The organism is Thiorhodospira sibirica ATCC 700588, assembly GCF_000227725.2.
Taxonomy (GTDB): Bacteria; Pseudomonadota; Gammaproteobacteria; order Ectothiorhodospirales; family Ectothiorhodospiraceae; genus Thiorhodospira; species Thiorhodospira sibirica.
Genome location: NZ_MU255056.1, coordinates 2764216 through 2783727, shown reverse-complemented (window position 1 = coordinate 2783727; position 19512 = coordinate 2764216). Strand labels below are relative to the sequence as shown.

At 58.0% G+C, this 19512-nt stretch carries 14 protein-coding genes, 1 tRNA gene, 1 other RNA gene and 1 pseudogene; 12 read left to right on the top strand and 5 right to left on the bottom strand.

Annotation, left to right across the window (positions count from 1 at the left end):
• A pseudogene (locus THISIDRAFT_RS12885) lies at positions 1–324 on the bottom strand (transposase); the annotation flags it as partial.
• 176 nt (positions 325–500) lie between these two features.
• On the opposite strand from THISIDRAFT_RS12885, the gene ffs reads away from it, so the two are divergent.
• From ffs to THISIDRAFT_RS12855, 6 genes are all read left to right on the top strand, one after another.
• An RNA gene (gene ffs / locus THISIDRAFT_RS12880) (signal recognition particle sRNA small type) lies at positions 501–597 on the top strand.
• Between the two features lie 122 nt (positions 598–719).
• Positions 720–2414, top strand: coding sequence for a DNA polymerase III subunit gamma/tau (gene dnaX / locus THISIDRAFT_RS12875; protein ID WP_006788716.1), 1695 nt, complete (start codon positions 720–722; stop codon positions 2412–2414).
• A gap of 188 nt (positions 2415–2602) precedes the next feature.
• Positions 2603–2929 (top strand): YbaB/EbfC family nucleoid-associated protein, encoded by a 327-nt coding sequence (locus THISIDRAFT_RS12870; RefSeq protein WP_006788717.1) that lies wholly within the window; start codon positions 2603–2605, stop codon positions 2927–2929.
• 12 nt (positions 2930–2941) lie between these two features.
• Positions 2942–3544, top strand: coding sequence for a recombination mediator RecR (gene recR / locus THISIDRAFT_RS12865; RefSeq protein WP_083824675.1), 603 nt, complete (start codon positions 2942–2944; stop codon positions 3542–3544).
• Entirely contained in the window at positions 3541–3885 is a 345-nt protein-coding gene (locus THISIDRAFT_RS12860; RefSeq protein WP_006788719.1) for a histidine triad nucleotide-binding protein, read from the top strand. The genes recR and THISIDRAFT_RS12860 overlap by 4 nt, the downstream gene beginning before the upstream one ends.
• A gap of 10 nt (positions 3886–3895) precedes the next feature.
• Complete coding sequence (locus THISIDRAFT_RS12855) at positions 3896–4375, top strand: hypothetical protein (RefSeq protein ID WP_006788720.1); 480 nt, start codon at positions 3896–3898, stop codon at positions 4373–4375.
• On the opposite strand, the gene THISIDRAFT_RS12850 is transcribed toward THISIDRAFT_RS12855, so the two are convergent.
• Together THISIDRAFT_RS12850 and THISIDRAFT_RS12845 are read right to left on the bottom strand one after the other, a co-directional pair.
• Positions 4361–5209 (bottom strand): hypothetical protein, encoded by an 849-nt coding sequence (locus tag THISIDRAFT_RS12850; RefSeq protein WP_006788721.1) that lies wholly within the window; start codon positions 5207–5209, stop codon positions 4361–4363. The genes THISIDRAFT_RS12855 and THISIDRAFT_RS12850 overlap by 15 nt on opposite strands.
• A 195-nt stretch (positions 5210–5404) precedes the next feature.
• Positions 5405–5480: transfer RNA gene (locus THISIDRAFT_RS12845), tRNA-Ala, on the bottom strand.
• Positions 5481–5650: 170 nt separating this feature from the next.
• On the opposite strand from THISIDRAFT_RS12845, the gene THISIDRAFT_RS12840 reads away from it, so the two are divergent.
• The 6 genes from THISIDRAFT_RS12840 (at position 5651) to THISIDRAFT_RS12815 (ending at position 16374) form a co-directional block, all read left to right on the top strand.
• Entirely contained in the window at positions 5651–6715 is a 1065-nt protein-coding gene (locus tag THISIDRAFT_RS12840) for a transposase (RefSeq protein ID WP_221914020.1), read from the top strand.
• A 197-nt stretch (positions 6716–6912) separates the two neighbouring features.
• Positions 6913–11289, top strand: a complete 4377-nt coding sequence (locus THISIDRAFT_RS12835) for an ankyrin repeat domain-containing protein (protein ID WP_040852332.1) — start codon at positions 6913–6915, stop codon at positions 11287–11289.
• Between the two features lie 456 nt (positions 11290–11745).
• Positions 11746–12969 carry a glycosyltransferase gene (locus tag THISIDRAFT_RS12830; RefSeq protein WP_006787532.1) on the top strand — a complete coding sequence of 408 codons (1224 nt, stop codon included), beginning with the start codon at positions 11746–11748 and terminating at the stop codon, positions 12967–12969.
• Between the two features lie 395 nt (positions 12970–13364).
• Positions 13365–15092, top strand: coding sequence for a potassium/proton antiporter (locus THISIDRAFT_RS12825; RefSeq protein WP_006787531.1), 1728 nt, complete (start codon positions 13365–13367; stop codon positions 15090–15092).
• 14 nt (positions 15093–15106) lie between these two features.
• Positions 15107–15727 (top strand): electron transport complex subunit RsxG, encoded by a 621-nt coding sequence (rsxG, locus tag THISIDRAFT_RS12820; protein WP_006787530.1) that lies wholly within the window; start codon positions 15107–15109, stop codon positions 15725–15727.
• Positions 15724–16374, top strand: a complete 651-nt coding sequence (locus THISIDRAFT_RS12815) for an electron transport complex subunit E (RefSeq protein WP_006787529.1) — start codon at positions 15724–15726, stop codon at positions 16372–16374. Before rsxG ends, THISIDRAFT_RS12815 begins: the two co-directional genes overlap by 4 nt.
• 75 nt (positions 16375–16449) lie before the next feature.
• On the opposite strand, the gene THISIDRAFT_RS12810 is transcribed toward THISIDRAFT_RS12815, so the two are convergent.
• Both THISIDRAFT_RS12810 and THISIDRAFT_RS12805 read right to left on the bottom strand, forming a co-directional pair.
• Positions 16450–18000, bottom strand: a complete 1551-nt coding sequence (locus tag THISIDRAFT_RS12810; RefSeq protein WP_006787528.1) for a 2-isopropylmalate synthase — start codon at positions 17998–18000, stop codon at positions 16450–16452.
• Between the two features lie 404 nt (positions 18001–18404).
• Entirely contained in the window at positions 18405–19007 is a 603-nt protein-coding gene (locus THISIDRAFT_RS12805) for a hypothetical protein (RefSeq protein WP_006787526.1), read from the bottom strand.
• Positions 19008–19512 lie beyond the last annotated feature (505 nt).

Here is a 19512-nt window from a genome sequence, read left to right as displayed (position 1 = left end):
GCGCAAGGCCAACACCAGCAACGCCATCCGATCCCCCAAATCGGTTTGATCCAGACTCAGGCACACCGTCTGATCGTGACGGGCCGCCTGCGCCAGTTCGGCCATCGCCAACGGCTGCATGATCTCGGTTGGACACACCAACGGGTTCTTCAGCAACCGTCTCAGCCACGGTTCGCGCATGTCTTGGCGCTCGGTCTCCAGCACCAGCACATGGCTCAACTCCACCGTGTTGGCGGTTTGCCCCTCGATCATCGCTCCGACGGCTAGCGACAGCTTCCTCACCACCGTCAGGCGCAGCCCCGGATGCGGCTTTGCGCAGTCCACGTTCCACCTCTTCTGCCAAGCGTTTGATGCTTCCCATGCCCACCCCCATGACCTCAGTTCAGCCAACCCTCAAAGTTTGCCATAAAAGTGATAGGTGGCAAGGTTTCAGCAAGCGCGGCTTGCTCTTGGCGTGGTGCTTGCGGTATAGTCCGGCCTCGCAATGTTGTGGTGACCTGTGTTGGTGCCCTCGCGACAATGATCCGTAAACCCCGCCAGGCCCGGAAGGGAGCAACGGTAGCGGTGATGTTGGGCGCCGAGGTGTGGCTGGCATGGGTTGCCGTCCTTGATGAAGACAAGGCGCACACATCAATGAATCTAATGCACCCGCCTGCTTGTTCTCTTTATATCCCCGTCTTATGTACACGCCTGTACGGCCTTTGTGAGCCACCCCGTCGATGAGTCACCAGGTTCTCGCCCGTAAGTGGCGCCCGCGCAGTTTTGAGCAGATGGTCGGCCAGCCGCATGTGGTGCAGGCGCTTAGTAATGCCTTGCAGGCGCAGCGCTTGCACCATGCCTATTTGTTTACCGGAACGCGTGGCGTGGGCAAAACCACGGTGGCGCGGGTGCTGGCGAAGTGTCTGAATTGTGAGGGAGGGATTACGCCCACCCCCTGCGGTCAATGCAGCGCCTGTCAGGAGATTGACAGCGGGCGTTTTCTGGATTTGATTGAGGTGGATGCGGCCTCGCGCACCGGGGTCGATGATACCCGCGATCTGTTGGAAAATGTGCCGTATGCCCCCAGTCATGGCCGCTTCAAGGTGTATCTCATCGACGAGGTACACATGTTTTCCAAATCCAGTTTTAATGCCCTGCTCAAGACCCTTGAGGAACCTCCCCCGCACGTCAAGTTTTTGCTGGCCACCACCGATCCGCAAAAAATGCCGCCGACCGTGTTATCGCGCTGTCTGCAATTTCATCTCAAGCCGATGCCGGCAGAGCTGATTGCCCGCCATCTGGAACGCATTATGCAAGCCGAGCAAATCCGCGCAGAACCGGCGGCACTGCTGCAAATTGCTCAGCAGGCCGATGGCAGTATGCGCGATGCCTTGAGTTTGCTGGATCAGGCGATTGCCTATGGGGCCGGTGTCCTGGAGGAAGAGGCGGTGCGGCAGATGCTGGGGGTGGTGTCGCGCACCCATTTGCTGCGCCTGTTGCAGGCCTTGATCCATTCCGATGCGCAGACCTTGTTGAGCACGCTGGATGAGCTGGCCACCCAAGGCCCGGATTATGATGCCTTGCTGGCGGAGTTTATCAGCCTGTTGCACCAGCTGGCGGTGTTGCAGCAACTGCCGCACGCCGCCGAACAGCTGCGCACCGATACAGCGGCATTATTGCCGTTAGTCGCGCAGATTCCGGCAGAAGATCTCCAGCTGTATTATCAGATTGCCGTGCTGGCCCGGCGTGATTTGCCCTTTGTGCCTAACCCGCGCCTGGGTCTGGAGATGGCCTTGCTGCGCATGTTGAGTTTTCGCCTAGCCCCGGAGGCAGGTGCAGTGAGTAGCCCGACCCCATGCGCACCGGTGACATCGCAGCCCAGTGCTCCGCTGGCCCCACCAGTCGCCATGTCAGCCGCGCCCCCGGTGCCGCCCGCCCGCGCTCCTGCGCCAGTCCCATTGAATGCGCCCGTACCGCCTGCTGCATCGCCACCGCTGGAATCCGTGCCCGTGGCAAGGCCAGCCGCTTCCGGCCCCTTGGATTGGGCAGAGTTGTTGCCCCATTTGAATCTGCGCGGCATGACCTCCGCCTTGGCTAATAATTGTGTGCTGCTTTCTTATGAGAATCACGTCCTGCGACTGGGACTCACCGAACAACATGGGGCCATGAGAACGGAGAATGCGCAGCTGCGTTTGACGCAGGCCCTGCAGCAGGTGCTCGGCAGCGAGGTCACGCTGCACATTGAGATTCTGGAGGCGCAGGCACACTCCCTGGAAACTCCGGCACAGCGCTTGTCACGGCTCAATCAGGAACGCCAGCTCGCCGCTGAACAGGCGATTCATGATGATGCACTGACACACTCGGTATGTCAGACCTTTGACGCCGAGATTGTCCCCGGCTCAATCCGCCCACTCAACCCCAAGCCCGATGCCTGAGCCGCTTTTCAGGCCAGCGTGCACCCTCTCCCTTGGCAAAACCACACTGAAGACGCCGCTTGTCGGGCGGAATGGGCTATACTTTGCAAGCTAGTCATTCTGGATCCGCTCCATGTGATCCGTCGATTGATTCAATGGATCAATCCAAACCCTTCACATCAACATAAAACACATAAGGTAGTCGACTAATGATTAAAGGTGGAATTGGCGGCCTGATGAAACAGGCGCAGAAAGTGCAGGAAGATATGGCACGGATGCAGGAAGAACTCGCCAATATTGAGGTCACTGGCCAGGCTGGTGGCGGCATGGTGAGTGTGCTGATGACCTGTCGCAACGAAGTCCGCCGGGTCACGATTGACCCCAGTCTGCTAGGGGATGATAAAGACATGCTGGAAGATTTGGTCGCCGCTGCATTCAACGATGCCCTGCAAAAAGCCAGCGCCACGGGTAAGGAACGCATGGCCAGCGTGACCGCCAACATTCCCCTGCCTCCGGGCATGAAACTGCCCTTTTAGGTCCACCGGTCGGTGAAGGACATCCCTTTGCTGGATAGCCTGATGCAGGCATTACAATGCCTGCCGGGTGTTGGGCGAAAATCGGCGCAGCGGATGGCCTTGCACCTGTTGCAGCGGGATCGTGAAGGGGCGCGGCAGTTGGCGCATCACCTGTTGCAGGCAGTTGAGCGTATCGGCCACTGTCAGCAGTGCCGTACCCTGAGCGAACATCCCGTATGCCATCTGTGCGCTGATCAAAGCCGTCTGCGCGATATCGTGTGCGTGGTGGAAACGCCGGCGGATGTCCTGGCGATTGAAAAATCCACCCACTTTCGCGGCCAATATCATGTCCTGCTAGGTCGCTTATCGCCGCTGGATGGCATCGGCCCGGCTGAGTTGGGGCTGGATCAGCTTGAACAGCGCCTCAACAGCGGCGCCATTCGCGAGTTGATTTTGGCCACCAATACCACGGTAGAAGGCGAGGTCACCGCCCACTATATCGGTGAACTGGCCCGTGTGCGGGCCATCAAAACCACCCGCATTGCCCACGGCGTCCCTCTGGGTGGCGAGCTGGAATACGTCGATCAGGGGACTTTACTGCATGCTTTTGAAGGACGACGCGAGTATTTTTTATGACAGAATGTATCTTTTGTAAAATTATCACCGGCGACATTCCCGCCAAGATTATTTACGAAACGCCGGAACTGCTGGCCTTTCATGATCTGAATCCGCAAGCCCCGCTACACGCCTTGATTATCCCGCGCAAGCATATTGCCACCCTCAATGACCTCACCGAGGCCGATGCGCCGCTGCTGGGGCAAATGTATCTTGCCGCACAGCACATCGCCGCCCAGGCTGGCTTTGCTGAGCGCGGTTATCGGTGTGTGATCAACTGCAACCTGGATGGCGGCCAATCGGTTTATCACATTCACCTGCACCTGCTGGCAGGACGCAAACACAGCTGGCCACCCGGCTGAGGGTTTTCCGGTGAACAGGGGCGCCCAGGTCGCGGTGATCGAGTTAAGACCCAAGCCTTCCTGGGTCTTGGCCGGAGGGCTGGCATTGCCGCACGCCGTCGCCCTGCTGGCCTTGGTCTATACCGCTCTGCCGGGATGGATATTGAGCGGACTGGCGCTGCTTATCATCCTCAACGGGCTGTACACGATACGTCTGCATGCCTTGCGCTGCAGCAGTAAAAGCCTGACATATCTGCGCTGTAATGCCGACGGAAGCTGGTATGGCGAAACCCTGCGCGGCACGGCATGGACCGCACAACTGCAACAGGAAAATCTCGTCTTGCCCACCTTCATCATCCTGCGCCTGCGAAAACATCAAGCCCCACGCCTCAGCCTAGGCACAACATTACTCCTCACGCGCCACTGCGAACACCCCGAAACGCTCAGACGCCTGCGTACCTATCTGCTCGCACATCAACCCGCCAAAAGCTTAGCATCACGCCAATGGTAAGCCTTCACGCAAGACATACCGATCATGAAGGGCCAGCAAGGGCTTGAACGCAGGTAAAGGCTCATACTGGGCACCATGGATGAGCCTGCATACCGCATGGCGTCGACTGACAGTTTCATACGCATTGAGCCATTGGTTGAAGGTCTGTTGCGCAGCAACGGTTTCGCGTGGATAGGTGTTGGGTGCCGTGCGACAGCGACAACGCCAAGGCTTGGGGGTGAGTCGTGCGCGAAAGCTTTGCTGTGCCTGACATAACCGGATATACAAAGGATCGCAATCAAGTTCGGCAAAGAGCCTTTGTGTCTGCGGGGCATCGGGGGCCAGCGTTTGGTTGACCACCATCACCCGGTAGCCGGCAAAGCTTTCATAGATGCGCAACTGATATTCCGGATGGTCCTGCTGATACGCCTCAATCGCCGCTAGCGTGCGCGGCCTGGGCGTACCCTTGACGCGAAACAAGTCGGCGAAAAAACCGAATACGCCCACGCTGCGCCGGTCAATATCCGCAATCAGCAGATCCGCTGTATTCAGCACCAAGGCGCCGTAACGATTGCGCGTCACAGCAGCCTTGCGCTGCCCCTGTGCGTCGCAAAATTCCTCAATGATCTCTTCACGCCGCATGCCGTGTGCATAATCACTGGCATAGTGCCGATCCTGCCACTGACGCGGATACAGACGCACCAAATCCAAGGTTTTTTCCAGCTTGCTCGCCGCCATCGTATGCGCATCCGCCATGCTGTCATCCGAATAGCCCCACCGCTTTAGATGCACGGGGTGGCCTTTGGTATCCTGTAGCTGCGTCGATTTTGACGCCCAGTATCTGGCAATTTTCATCGGTTTACATCTAGTGGCAAGCCGTTCACAATTTCGCGGATAGCCGACCACATTGAGATCAGATTTGTCGCACCTGTAGATAGAAAATACTGCTTGAGCTTGGCTTGCAGACGATAACATTGCACAGATCGACCGCTGGCGGGGCTTAACGGAAGGGCACGCTCAAACAGCGCCCGTGGTTCATTGGATCATACATGGTGGAGCGGATGGGGGTCGAACCCACGACCTTAGCAGTGCGATTGCTGCGCTCTCCCAACTGAGCTACCGCCCCATAATCTGCTACAGGTGCTAAATTATAGCGACCTCAACGCACAAAAGAAAAGCCACCGATCTCAGAACCTTGCCACCTATCACTTTTATGGCAAACTCTGAGGGTTAGCTGAACTGAGGTCATGGGGGTGGGCATGGGAAGCATCAAACGCTTGGCAGAAGAGGTGGAACGTGGACTGCGCAAAGCCGCATCCGGGGCTGCGCCTGACGGTGGTGAGGAAGCTGTCGCTGGTGGTCGGAGCGATGATCGAGGGGCAAACCGCCAACACGGTGGAGTTGGCGAATGTGTTGCCGCTGGAGACCGAGCGCCAAGACATGCGCGAACAGTGGTTGAGACGCTTGCTGAAGAACCCGTTGGTGTGTCCAACCGACATGATCAAGCCGCTGGCGATGGCCGAACTGGCGCAGGCGGCCCGTCACGATCAGACGCTGTGCCTGAGTCTGGATCAAACCGATTTGGGGGATCGGATGGCATTGCGGGTGTTGGCCTTGCGCGTGAGCGAGCGGGCGTTGCCGTTGGTTTGGTGGGCCAGGCAAGGCGCGGCGAACATCGGCTTTGCGGGCCAGCAAGCCCTCCTGGAGACGGTGTTGGCTTGGCTGCCGGCTGGGGCGCGGGTGCTGCTGTTGGCGGATCGGTTCTACCCATCGGCGGCGCTGTTCGCGTGGTTGCATGCGCACGAATGGGGCTACCGGTTGCGCTTGAAGGGGAATCTGCGGGTGGACACCGGCGTGGCGGAGACCACGACCGGGGATTTGGCCAAGGGTGTGCGGGAAGCGTATTTTCCGGGTGTGCGCCTGTTCGCCTCTGGGGTGGTGACCCACCTGGGAATTGTGCATGACCCGGGGCATCCACAGCCATGGATCATGGCCATGGATGCGATTCCGACCCGTGCGCGCGTACTGGACTATGCCACGCGCTGGGGCATCGAGCCGATGTTCTCCGACTTCAAGGGGCGAGGATTTGGCTTGGGGGATTCGCACCTGCGCCATGCGGATCGTTTGGAACGCCGGGTGTTGATCATGGCCTTGGCGATGTATGGGTGTGTGCGCATTGGGCGCGAACAGGCGTGCCACCCTCCGACCCCGCTCGAAAAAAAACCAAGCACAGGACGATCCGAACCACTGGCGCTTTCGCAAGCTTGCCCGCAGCCTGGTTTCGTGGTTCACACGTGGCTTGCGCTACCTGATGCGCTGTCTGCAAAACGACCTGCCGCTGCCGGCTTTTCGTGCCCGTGAGTAAATTGATAGGTGGTAAGGTCAGCAAAGCTCATCTGATCCATGGGGCAAATACCGATTGATTGACTGATGAGTGAATTATCGCAAAAATGCGGAGTTATTCAGAGCTTCCTTAGGATGGTAAGGCATTGAATCAATGAATCAAGGGGGTAGTCATGCAGTATGCGGCCAGTGTCAGACCTCAGAGGCTGAGGGCTTTGTATCGGGCAGTGCTTGGTGGGGTGTTGTTGTATCCATTGACGGTGGTGATGGCAGAACCTTCCATGCCACAGGCACCGCCTTCATTACAGCAGCTTGAGGCCGAGGGCAAGCTGACGGTGCGTGCCTTGCGTGCCTGGGATCAGTTGCCCGCGCCTTTTGTGCAGTTGGCCCTGAGTCTGCACGCACTGGATGTTGATCTGCTGGCGGCGGATCGTGCGGCGCTGGAGGCATTGATGGCGCAGGCACAGGCCGCCGATTCGTCCTTGCATGAATATCGTGACGCGCTGGCAGCCTTGGCCGAGCATATGCAGGCAGTACTGGCTGCGCCTGCTTCGAGTAAGGCGGATCTCAGAGCCCAGCAGATACTGGCGCGTGATCTCAGTACGCAGATTGCGGCGCACGAACGCTGGGAGCATGAGGCCATCGAGGCGTTATTTTTGCGCCTGATTAAAGAAGCCCCGGATACCCCACAGGCGCAGATGGGCTACTGGCGCCTGAGCAATCTGTATCTGCAAGGCTATACCCCGCCGCGCCAGGAACAGGCTATCGCGCTTTTGGAGCAGTATCTTGCGCGTTACCCGGATTCCACGCTGCTCGATGAGCACTTTGCGATGTTTGCCCGTGAAGGCTTGCCCCTTGTCAAACAACGCCTGCTGTCTTTATATCAACAGACAGCGCAGTGGGATAAGGCGGTGGCACTATATGCGGCGCTGATTCCTGAGCCTGCGGCAGCGCCGGAGGGGCTGGTGGATCACTTCATCGCCTACGGTCGGGCCCTGCAAGGACTTGGGCAACCGGATCAGGCGATTGCGATTTATCAGGCGTATCTGGCGCACGCCACGCGCCGTTCCAGCAGTATTTTGGAGCAGGCGGCCCGCATGGAGCTGGCTAAATTAGGGGTAGTGGTGGAAGCCGATGAGGACGCCGAACCGCCCAGCCTGCTGGCGCTGGTGACTGCCGGGGATCTTGAGGGGGTGAGGGCCTTGGTACAGGCCGGTGTGGATATGAATGCGCCAAGCGCACCTGCCGCGATAGGTTTTGTGCGGCAGGCCGATCAGTACACCCCATTGCAGCAGGCGGTTTTACAACAGCACCGCGACATAGTGGCCTATTTATTGGCGCAGGGGGCGGATGTCAATGCCGTGGGGAGCGGCCCGAAGGGCGGTCTGCCGCCGTTGATCCTGGCGGTTGAGCAGGTCGATGCGCAGATTACCCATCTTTTACTCGAAGCCGGTGCCCCGATCAATGCCCGCTTGCCCGATGAGCGCACGGCCTTGCTTGTGGCGGCTGGCATACGACGCAATGCGGCGGTCTTTCCGCTGCTTGAGGTATTGCTTGATGCGGGTGCTGATCCTGCCTTAGCCTCCCGACGGGGGGACTATCCCTTTGAGTTTGTCATGGCGGGGATTCTTATTGATCCTTATGAGGAACAGGGGGCAGCGGCCATCCTCGGCAGGCTGTATCATCCGGAAATTGATCTGAATCAGGAGCTGACTTCAGGCTGGACCGCGCTACATTTTGCCGCCCTGCGCGGCGCCGTTGCCTTTGCTGAGGCTTTGCTGGCGCTGGGGTCTGATGTGAATGCGCAAAGCCCCAGAAACGAGACGCCGCTACTGCTGGCCAGCCAAGTGGGGCAACTGGGCCTGGTCGAAATGCTGTTAAAGCGCCCCGGCATTGCACTGAATCAGCCTGACCAGCGTCAGCACACCCCCTTAACCCGCGCCATTGAACGCGGTCATGCCGAGATTGCGTTGCGTTTAATCGCGCAGGGCGCAGATCCGCATCCGCTTGAGGCCAATGCACCCAGTCCCTTTCATCTCACCTTGCAGCAGCGCCAGTTTGACACTGCAACCCAGGAGCGCATCAGTGTTGCCCTGGTCAAGGCCGGACTGGATACCGGCTTGCTTGATCGCAGTCAGCGAACCCTGCTGCAGTTGGCCATTGAGCAGGGGCTGACACACACCGTCGCCGCCCTGCTGGCGCAGGGTGCTGATCCCAACACAGCAGATGCACGCGGCAATACGCCATTGCATCATGCGGTCAGACAGGATCAGCCGGAGATCGTTGAGCTGTTGCTGGCCGCCGGGGCTGCGGTGAATGTCGCCAATGAGGCCGATGAGCAGCCATTGCATCAGGCCGCACAGCAAGGATATACCGAAATTATCAAACACCTGCTGGCCAAGGGTGCGGAGCCCCAGGCCACCCAGCGCCACGGACAGATGCCCTTGCATCTCGCCGCCCGGCAGGGACATCTTGAGGCCGTGCGTCTGCTGGCCCAGGCTGATCACATCAATCTACCCGTGGCGCGCAATCAGCAAACCGCTCTGTATTTAGCCGCCGAGGGTGGCCATCAGGAGGTGGTCGCGTTTCTGCTGAGTTTGGGGGCTGATCCGCTGTTGGCTGACCAGCGTGGCGATACTCCGGCCATACGCGCCCATGCCAGAGGGCATGAGGCTGTGCTTGAGGTCTTGCTGGCGCATATCGACACGGTCTATCCCTCACTGCATCAAGCCGCCGCTGTAGGCTATCTTGATGATATAAACCGTCACCTTGAGCGCGGGGTGGCGGTGGATGCCCAGGATGAGGATGGTCATACGGCGCTGCATCTGGCCGCAGGGGGTAACCATCTTGCAGCGGTACAGCGATTACTTGAGGCAGGAGCGCCGGTCAATGCACTCAATGCCCACCAGGTCAGCGCCCTGCATCTGGCCGTCGCCTATTATGATCCTGAGATAGTGGCGCTTTTAATCGCCCAGGGGGCTGATCAAAGCCTGTTGGCCAATGCGCACAGTCTCGATCAACAGGGTGATGGTGTTTTGCATTATGCCTTGCAAGGGGTGGCCTATGATCTGGCATATCAGGATGCGCTCAGCTATCTGCTTAAACAGGGCGTGAACATCAACGCCACCAATGTTCATGGCGAGACGCCGCTGCTGCAACTCAGCAAGCTGATGCGCGACTTTCATCAGCAACACCAGGAATTAGTGATGCGCGGCTGGGACATCGACGAAGGGATGCTGGCCCGTCAACAGGCGTTGCGCGAAGCCATATCACAGCTCTTGGCGCACGGCGCTGAAGTGAATGTGCTGGATGACGAACAGTCATTCTCCCCACTGCATTTTGCGGTTTTGCTGGGCGATGAAACACTGCTGGCGGAGCTGTTGGCGCACGGGGCACGCCTGGATTTACCCGAGCAGGGCGGGCTGCAACCGCTGCATCTGGCCATCAATGAAGGCCAGCAGGCCCTGACAGAATGGCTGATCGCCCGGGGGGCAAAGCCGGAACTGGCGCAATATGGCCCATTGATGCTGCACGATGCGGTCAGCCGTGGGCTTTTTGAGGCCGTGGATTACCTGCTGGCTCAGGGCGTGGATATCAATAGCCGCGATGCACAGGGGCAAACGGCGCTGACGGGCTTATTGGGTCAGGAGGATCAGGAAATGCCTTTGGGCATGGCCGAGGCCTTGATTGCACGCGGTGCGGCAGTGGATCCACAACACATCGACTGGCCACCGGTACGCATCGCAGCACTGCAAGGGGATGTCAAACAGCTTGAGCGTCTGCTGCGGCGTGGCGTGGCAGTGTTGGCCGAGGATAGCGAGCGCTTTGCCTGGTCGGTATTCCAGGCGGCAGCCCGCGTCGGCCAAACCGCGAGCATTGAGGCGCTGATCGCCGCCGGGGCTGATCCCAACGAAGGCCGGCGGGAAGACACACCGCTTGCCCAGGCCGCCTTGCATGGCCATGCGCAGACGGTGCAACGCCTGCTGGCGCTGGGGGCTGATCCCACACCGCTGGATGATCTCGTGCGTGGTGCGATGTACCAAAGCGATCTTGAGGCACTAAGCCAGTTGGTCGCCGCCGGCGTTGATTTGAATGCCGAGTATATAAACTCCGGCGATGCGCTGCTCTTTAGGGTAGATGATGATGCGCTGCTGCGTCACCTGCATCAACTGGGAGCGGACATCAACCGCATCAGCCGATTTGACGAGACCCTCTGGCATGAGGCGATTGACAATGGGAATGCGCCGCGTCTGGCACTATTGCATGAACTGGGTGCAGACATTGAGCAAACAGCGGGTTTTCGCCAACGCAGCCCCTTACACTATGCCGTCGCTGCAAACCAGGCAGCGTTGGTAGAACAGCTACTGAGCTACGGCGCACAGGTCAATGTACGCGACGCTGACGGCAACACCCCGTTGCACAGCGCCGCAGAAGAAGGCCATATCGAGCTGGTGCAGCGTTTGCTTGACCACCAGGCCGATGTACATGCCCACAATGAACAGGGATATACCCCGCGAGACCTTGCCAGATATTCCCGCCATGCCGAGATATTCCGTCTGCTCTCCAGCGCCGCGCCCAGTGCGGAGCAATGATGGCGCTTTGCTACGAAAGGTGAAATTTTTGCCACCATAGGCATCATGGAATGCCGGGCACTCGCCCGGCAACACACCGCCGCTCCATGTTACCCATAGTGCAGTATCCATTCACTGTGCCGCTACTAAAAATCTATGAAAATTTATTTCACGGATTTGTATACGCCGTCACTGCTATTGCCAGGAAAAACCGGGTCTTACATAACTCTTGCGTACGGATTAACGTCCAGCCGTAGCCTGTCTGGACGGTGCAAAAGCGCACAAGGACAGCCTACTACATAACAAAGCACAGCGCAACCGGGCGCAAAAAGACAAGGTTTTTATAGAAAATGATAGATTTTAGCCAGCAGTTACAAACCCCGGCGAGTGGAAAATGTCGGTTAAGACTGGAAAAACCGCGCGCATTAAGAAAAAATAGCGCACCCCATCCCGAGCCGTCAAAGTATAGGTTATTGAGTGAGCCAAGACCCAAACCAGCATAAAACACCCCGCAATCACGCAAGCGACAACTCACCCGATCTTTTCCCCGCGATTGATGACGACGACCCCCGCTTTCGCCGGGCGCCGGATATCAGCGTGTTGGGGCATTTTCGTGGTGAGGGCGGCTTATGTCGCCATCTGGCAAATCTGGTGCGGGAATGGGTTAGCCGGGGCTTGCGGGTTGAAATGGTCAATTTCGCCGACGGCACACTATGCTATCCGGATGAAATCGCCTACCTCGTGCGCTGGGTTGAGCTGGAAGGGGATGGCGGTTTTGCCACGCGCACGGCCTTATGGCGCTATCTGGTCACGCGCAAGCCGTATGTACTGCTCGCCACCTCACACCCTGCAAGTCTTCTGGCGGCGCGTGTCAGCAAGCGCCCCTTCGTGCATACCCGCTGTGTTTTGACCGCTGCAACGCTGCATACCCAGGCCTTGCAACATGACCCCGACAGCTTACGCCAGCGACTGCGCGAGATACAGCGCAGCTACCCCAGTGCACAACATATCATCGCCTTTTCCGACAGCATCCGGCAGGAACTGGCCGAGATCACCGGCCTTGGGGGGACGCGCATCATCACCGTATACCCCGCCTGCGCCGCGCCCATGATGGAAAAAAAGGCCGCCCAAGTGGTTGAACATCCATGGTTGTCACAGCCCGGCATCCCACTGATCATCAGTGTTGGGCGCCTAACCCGGCATAAAGATTATCGAACCCTGCTGCACGCCTTTACCCATTTACTCAAGCAGCGCCCGGCGCGTCTGCTGATTTTAGGCGATGGGCCAGACCGTGCCGCCCTGGAAACCTTGGTCAAAGCGTTGGCCATCGGTGCCTTTGTGGAATTTCATGGGCATGTGTTTAATCCCTACCCACTGATGGCGCGGGCCGATTTATTTGTCACATCCGCACGATGGGAAGGCTTTCCGCAGACCCTCGCCGAGGCTTTATACCTGGGCGTCAAGGTCGTTGCTACCGATGCCCCCGGCGATGCAGGCGATATTCTGCAACAGGGGAAATACGGCACCCTGGTTCCCCCCAATGACGTACAAGCGCTCACGCAAGGCATGGAACGCGCGCTGGATGCCTTACCCATAGAAGAAGACAGCGCCAAAATTTGCCGCCGCTTCATGGCATCCTATGTAGCCGACACTTATCTACGCATCTTCAACCTTCAGCAAAGCCGCCGCGACGTGTTTTAAATCGTTAGAGGGTTAGAAAGCGTGCGTCTTTATGGCAGCCGTTCAAAGAAACACCGTAAGCGGGCGAAGATTTAGACCGCAATGGTCTGGATCGTCTGGACGCGCTCAGGCCGGACGTTAAACGCACGCAAGAGCCAGGTAAGACGGGTTCGCCCGCGCGGGTGCTGACGGCGTGAACATGGCGAGACAAGGACGGATGGTGTCGATTATCTCAGCCATTGATGAGCGGTAAGTCCTGCAAGGTTATCGCCATTGTTTCGTTAAGTCGCAAAACTCAAAGGGTTTGTGCGCTGAACAGCACAGTTTTTTGTATACTGGCGTTTTATGACGGTTGCGTGGTGTGACAATACGCGCCATCCGTTGTCTTCCGACTTTTACCTCATCAATAGCCCTGCATGGATTTAACGAATCATATTATTTTGCTTGGTGGTCTGATTTTATTGGTCAGTGTGCTGGCCAATGTCATCACGGCCCGCGTCGGTGCGCCTTTATTGCTGGTTTTTTTAATCATCGGCATGTTGCTGGGCGAGGAGGGGCTTGGGGGGATTGATTTTGATAATGTGCAGATTGCGCATTTATTTGCCTCACTGGCCTTGGCAATTATTTTGTTTGATGGCGGGATGCGCACACCGGTAAAAAACTTCCGGGTGGGTTTGAAACCGGCGCTGGTGCTGGCGACCGTGGGGGTGGTGATTACCTCGGCGATAACCGGTGCATTTGTGGCGTGGTGGCTGCAACTGGGCATCCTGGAGGGCTTGTTACTCGGCGCCATTGTGGGTTCAACCGATGCGGCGGCGGTATTTTCTTTGCTGCATTCTCGCGGTCTGGAGCTTAAGCAGCGGGTGGGCGCAACGCTGGAGATTGAGTCGGGCAGTAATGACCCAATGGCGATTTTTTTAACGATTCTGTTAATTGAGCTTTTGCTCAGTGGCGCTGAGCATATGGGCCTGATGGTGTTGTGGCAGTTTGTCCAGCAAATGGGGCTGGGGGCCTTGCTTGGCATTGCCGGGGGTTTTGCGCTGTTGTGGCTGATTAACCGTCTGGAGCTGTCAGCGGGTTTGTATCCTTTGCTGGCGCTGGCTGGGGCCTTGTCAATCTTTGGTCTGGTGTCTGTTGTCAATGGCAGTGGTTTTCTTGCGATTTATCTGGTGGGCTTGATTCTGGGCAATCGTCCGCTGCAGTTTAGTCACCATATCAGCCGCTTTCATGATGGCATTGCGAATCTGTCACAAATCGGCATGTTTTTGATGTTGGGACTGTTGGTGACGCCTTCGGCGCTGTTACCGGTGGCCTTGGATGCTTTGCTGATCGGCTTGGTGCTGATTTTGCTGGCGCGGCCGCTGGCCGTGTGGCTGTGTTTGTTGCCCTTTCATTTTCCCTGGCGTGAGCAGGTGTTTATTGGCTGGGTGGGCTTGCGCGGGGCCGTGCCCATTATTCTGGCGCTGTTTCCGCTGCTGGCCGGGCTGGATGTCGCGGCGAGCTTTTTCAATATCGTGTTTTTCGTGGTGTTGCTGTCGTTGTTGATTCAGGGCTGGACGGTGTCTTTGTCGGCGCGCCTGCTGAAACTGGAGGTGCCGCCGACCAGCAAGGAGGTGCAGCGGGTGGCGCTGGATATTCCCGGTCAGCAGGAGCTGGTGTTGGTAGGCTATCGCCTGACCGAAAATACCCCGGTGGTGCGCAAAAAGTGGAGCAATTTCACCCTGCCAAAGACGGTGCGGGTGGTGGCCCATCTGCGTGATAAACGGCTGCTGGATACGTTGGATTTCTTTGATCTGCGGCCAAACGATTATTTATATCTGATGGCTGTACCCCAGGATTTTGCGGTGCTGGATAGTCTGTTTACCCAGAGTCTGGCACCCAAGCGGCTCTCGGAGCAGCGCTTTTTCGGCGAGTTTGCGCTCAATGGCAAGGCGACGCTCGGCGAGCTGTCCTTGGTGTATGGCCTGAATATGCCGCCAGAACAGGCGGATCAGACCCTCAATGAGGTGATTCACGCGCATCTGCAAACCCAGCCGGTCGTCGGCGATCGACTGCAGATCGGCGGTGTGGAGCTGGTGGTACGCGAAATGGAGGGGGATCAAGTGACCCGCGTGGGCCTGAAGTTGATCCGCGATGATGCCTAAGGACCTTCGCCGTTGTGCGTAGTAGCCTGCTTGCGGCCATGGTGCTTGCGGTGTTTGCCAGCGTGGGTACGGGGCTGGTGGCGCTGACCCATTGGGCCACGGCGCCGCGCATCCAGGCCAATACGGCGGAGGCGATGCGCCTGAGTCTGGAGGCTTTGCTGGCTAACCGGGTTTATGATAACGACATCCTCGCGCAGGCTTTTACCGTTGCGCCCGATCCGTGCTTAGGTCACAGCCAGCCGGTGTGGGTGTACCCGGTGCGCCAGCAGGGGCGGACCACTGCGCTGATTTTTGCCGCCCGGGCGCCTAAAGGCTATGCCGGACCGATTGATCTGCTGATTGCCATTGCACAAGACGGTGCGGTTGTGGGGGTACGGGTGGTGGCGCATCAGGAAACCCCTGGACTGGGTGATGATATTGAGCTACGCCGCAGCGATTGGATTCTGGGTTTTAATGGACGCTCGCTGACTGATCCGGCGCTGACCCAATGGGCCGTCCGGCGCGATGGTGGGGTGTTTGACCAATTCACCGGCGCAACGATTACGGCCCGCGCTGTGGTTCATGCGGTGCGTGATGTGCTGCGCTATGTGGCCCTACATCCGCAACTGTGGCATGAGCCCACCGAGCCATCATGATAGCGCCGCCGAGTTATCGCAGTATTGTGTATCAAGGGGTGTGGACGAATAACCCGGCGCTGGTGCAATTGCTGGGATTGTGTCCATTGCTGGCGGTGTCAGGAACGGTGATCAACGCCCTCGGGTTGGGTCTGGCGACAATGTTGACCCTGCTGATCTCCAATGCCAGCGTGTCGCTGTTGCGCCACTGGATACGCCCGGAGATCCGCATCCCGCTGTATGTATTGATCATTGCCTCGGTGGTGAGCACGATTGAACATCTGATGCAGGCGTATTTCTATGAACTGCACACCCTGCTGGGGATTTTCATCCCGCTGATTGTCACCAATTGCCTGATTATCGGGCGCGCCGAGGCCTTTGCCTCGCGCCAGCCCCTACCACGGGCGCTGCTGGATGCGCTGGCCATGGGTCTGGGCTTTACCCTGGCACTCATCGCCTTGGGCGCCGTGCGTGAACTGATCGGACAAGGCACCCTGTTAACCCAGGCGCATCTGCTGTTTGGCGAAAAGGCTAAGGCCCTGAGCCTGATCATCTTCCCCGACTACCCCGGCTTTTTACTGGCGCTGCTGCCCCCAGGGGCATTCATTGCCCTGGGGCTTTTGCTGGCATTGAAAAACTGGCTGACGGCGCGCGCACACAAAACCTGATCCAGGCATTGACAAGGCCGCAAACTCACCAGAGGCGGCAAGCGCGATGGCTTGCCGGGGCGGGGTTATGCCGGTTTACACATCGCCCAGTTGTGGATGAGCGCGGGGGTTGGCGGGGAGTTCAAAGCGGTTAAGCGCATTGAGATAGGCCTTGGCAGAGGCGATGACGATATCGGTATCCGCGCCCTGGCCGTTGACGATGCGCCCGGCTTTTTCCAGGCGCACGCTGACCTCGCCTTGTGAGTCGGTGCCGCTGGTGATGTTGTTGACCGAATACAACATCAACTGGGTATGATTGCCGACCACGCTGTCTATCGCCCGAAAGGAGGCATCTACCGGGCCACTGCCGGGGGCGCTGCCGGTGTATTCCTCACCGCGCACATTGAGGGTTACGGTTGCCACCGGGGTTTCGCCGGTTTCTGAGCAGACTTTCAGCGCAATCAATTTTAAGCTTTCGTGTTCCATGGTGCTGAAGGCATCTTTGACCACCGCCTGCAAATCCTCGTCGTAGATCTCGTGTTTTTTATCGGCTAAATCCTTGAAGCGGGCAAAGGCCTCGTTTAATTCTTCCTCAGAGGCTATTTCAATGCCCAAATCTTTCAAGCGGGTCTTGAAGGCATTGCGCCCGGAGAGTTTGCCCAAGACGATGCGGTTATCGGTCCAGCCCACATCCTGGGCGCGCATGATTTCATACGTTTCGCGTGATTTTAGTACGCCATCCTGATGAATCCCGGACTCATGGGCAAAGGCATTGGCACCCACCACGGCCTTATTCGGCTGCACCGGAAAGCCGGTAATCCCGGATACCAGCCGTGAGCAGGGGAGAATTTGCGTGGTATCCAGGGTGGTATCGCACGCAAAAATATCCTGGCGGGTGCGCACCGCCATGACAATTTCTTCCAGCGCGGCATTGCCAGCCCGTTCCCCCAAGCCATTGATGGTGCATTCCACCTGCCGGGCACCATTGAGCACGGCGCTCAAGGAATTGGCCACGGCCAGCCCCAGGTCATTATGGCAATGCACGGAAAATACCGCCTTGTCGGCATTGGGAACCCGTTCGATCAAGTTTTTCAACAATTCGCCGAATTGTTGCGGGATGTTATACCCCACGGTATCGGGAATATTGATCGTCGTGGCCCCGGCGTCAATCACCGCCTCAATCACGCGGCACAAAAAATCCAATTCAGAGCGCCCGGCATCCTCGGGTGAAAATTCGACATTATCCGTCCATTGGCGTGCCCGCTTGACCGCATGCACCGCCTGCTCCACGACCTGATCCGGGGTCATGTGCAACTTATGCTGCATGTGAATGGGCGAGGTGGCCAAAAAGGTGTGAATGCGTTTGGATTCGGCGGGTTTTAAAGCCTCACCGGCGCGGTCAATATCGGCCTCCTTGGCCCGTGCCAAGCCGCACACGGTGCTGTCTTTAATCACCTTGGCCACGGCGTTGACCGCCTCAAAATCACCGACACTGGCAATCGGGAAACCGGCCTCGATCACATCGACCCGCATCTTTTCCAGGGCCTTGGCAATGCGCACCTTTTCATCACGAGTCATGGAGGCGCCGGGGCTTTGTTCACCATCGCGCAAGGTGGTATCAAAAATGATCAATTTATCTTTGGACATGGCTGCGACCTCATAAAACAGGCGCACGGCGGCACCTGCTGCGGTTAAAAGTGGGGCTATCTTATACGATTCCTGCCACCATCAGGACAGGCGTGTTTTGGGGAATGCGTTAAGCCTCGCCAGGCATGATCAGGAGAAGTCGCCGCACAGCCGCGGCAGTCGCAGCAAAACCAGGAGGGAAGATAACAAGGCAACCGGCAACACCGTAGCGACGCAGCCTGTCGATGGCGGCGTCACCCAAACAGCACTATGGTGAGCGTTTGCGCATGACATGTGTGTATTTCAGCCGTGTATCAAAAAAACTCGGGTCAAACAGCGCCGTGATTTAGCGACGCCATTTGACCCGAATCTAGCAAAGCCTTAGTGTATAAGTCAAGTATATTTATCGAATGCGCGTGGCGTGCTTAAAAGCGGCCATAGCCATAACCGGGGCCGGGGCCAAATCCCTGCTGTCCGTAAGGTGCGGGGTGCCAGGGCTGCTGGGCATAGGGGTTATTATAGCCTTGACCACGTCCCATGCCCTGCTGTGGCATTCCCTGTTGCGGCGACATCCCTTGCCAAGGGCCACGAAAAGCCGGGTTAGCACCGCCTTGGCGCTGCATCATCCGCTGCTCCGGACTGAGAATCTCATCCATGCGTGCCTGCATCGCCTCGCGCTGTTTCATGCGTTCGGCGCGCTGTGCGTCGCGCTGTTCCTGCTGCTCTTTGAGCAAGCTGCGCATCTGTTCTTGCTGATCGGCATCAAGCTCTAAGCGCTGTGTCATGCGTTGCAGCCGTTGCTCAATCCGCTGTTGTGGATCGGCCTGCATCATGCGCTGGCCTTTTTGCATCTGCCCTTGGCCATGACGAGGCTGCATCATGCCGGGATGGCAATAATGGCCTTGCGGCTGCTGCCAGGCCCCCGGCCCGGCTCCCGGACCATACGGCCCGTATTCGAAGCCCTGCGCGTGAACCGTAGCGGTGCCTGCCAGCAACCCCAGAGCAAGTACGAGTGCATGTTTTCTCATGGTGTTCTCCTAAAAATGATTCAACGAACGAAGCGGCTCGGAGCCTATTTTCCTCACCGTTGGAACCTAGTCTACTCGCTAACATTGCAAGTGTTTTGCATAGATTGTGCAAAGACTGTGAAAGTTTCTCCTGCGGCTTGGGCGTGCCGAGCACCCGCCTGGCCCGAAGTAGCGGCGGCTTCCACCCGTCGCTTTGCAACGGCATCTGGAAGATGCCGCCACTGGGAGCGCCGAGCTCCAGCTCCGTGGCCGTTAAAAAACTCTCCCCCTGTTAAGGGGAACTCCCGCCACAGGCGGGGAGGGGGTTATGTTTTAAGGTGTTTGCTTTTATAACCCCCCCCCCTAAAGGGGCGGCATCATCTTGATGCCGCAAAAAGAAAGCGACGGCTAGAAGCCGCCGCCACTGCGTGCCGCGCCCATACAGAGTCGCTTTGGCGCTGCGCTCTTGCGGTGACTTGGCTTGCACCGCTAAACTTGAGGCTCTTCTTGCAACCATTCGATTGAT

What these genes read in the sequence shown, in the direction of transcription:
- dnaX (WP_006788716.1), top strand. Translation starts at nt 720, where the DNA reads ATGAGTCACCAGGTTCTCGCCCGTAAGTGGCGCCCGCGCAGTTTTGAG.
- THISIDRAFT_RS12870 (WP_006788717.1), top strand. Translation starts at nt 2,603, where the DNA reads ATGATTAAAGGTGGAATTGGCGGCCTGATGAAACAGGCGCAGAAAGTG.
- THISIDRAFT_RS12860 (WP_006788719.1), top strand. Translation starts at nt 3,541, where the DNA reads ATGACAGAATGTATCTTTTGTAAAATTATCACCGGCGACATTCCCGCC.
- THISIDRAFT_RS12850 (WP_006788721.1), bottom strand. Translation starts at nt 5,209, where the DNA reads ATGAAAATTGCCAGATACTGGGCGTCAAAATCGACGCAGCTACAGGAT.
- THISIDRAFT_RS12825 (WP_006787531.1), top strand. Translation starts at nt 13,365, where the DNA reads ATGGATTTAACGAATCATATTATTTTGCTTGGTGGTCTGATTTTATTG.
- THISIDRAFT_RS12815 (WP_006787529.1), top strand. Translation starts at nt 15,724, where the DNA reads ATGATAGCGCCGCCGAGTTATCGCAGTATTGTGTATCAAGGGGTGTGG.
- THISIDRAFT_RS12810 (WP_006787528.1), bottom strand. Translation starts at nt 18,000, where the DNA reads ATGTCCAAAGATAAATTGATCATTTTTGATACCACCTTGCGCGATGGT.
- THISIDRAFT_RS12805 (WP_006787526.1), bottom strand. Translation starts at nt 19,007, where the DNA reads ATGAGAAAACATGCACTCGTACTTGCTCTGGGGTTGCTGGCAGGCACC.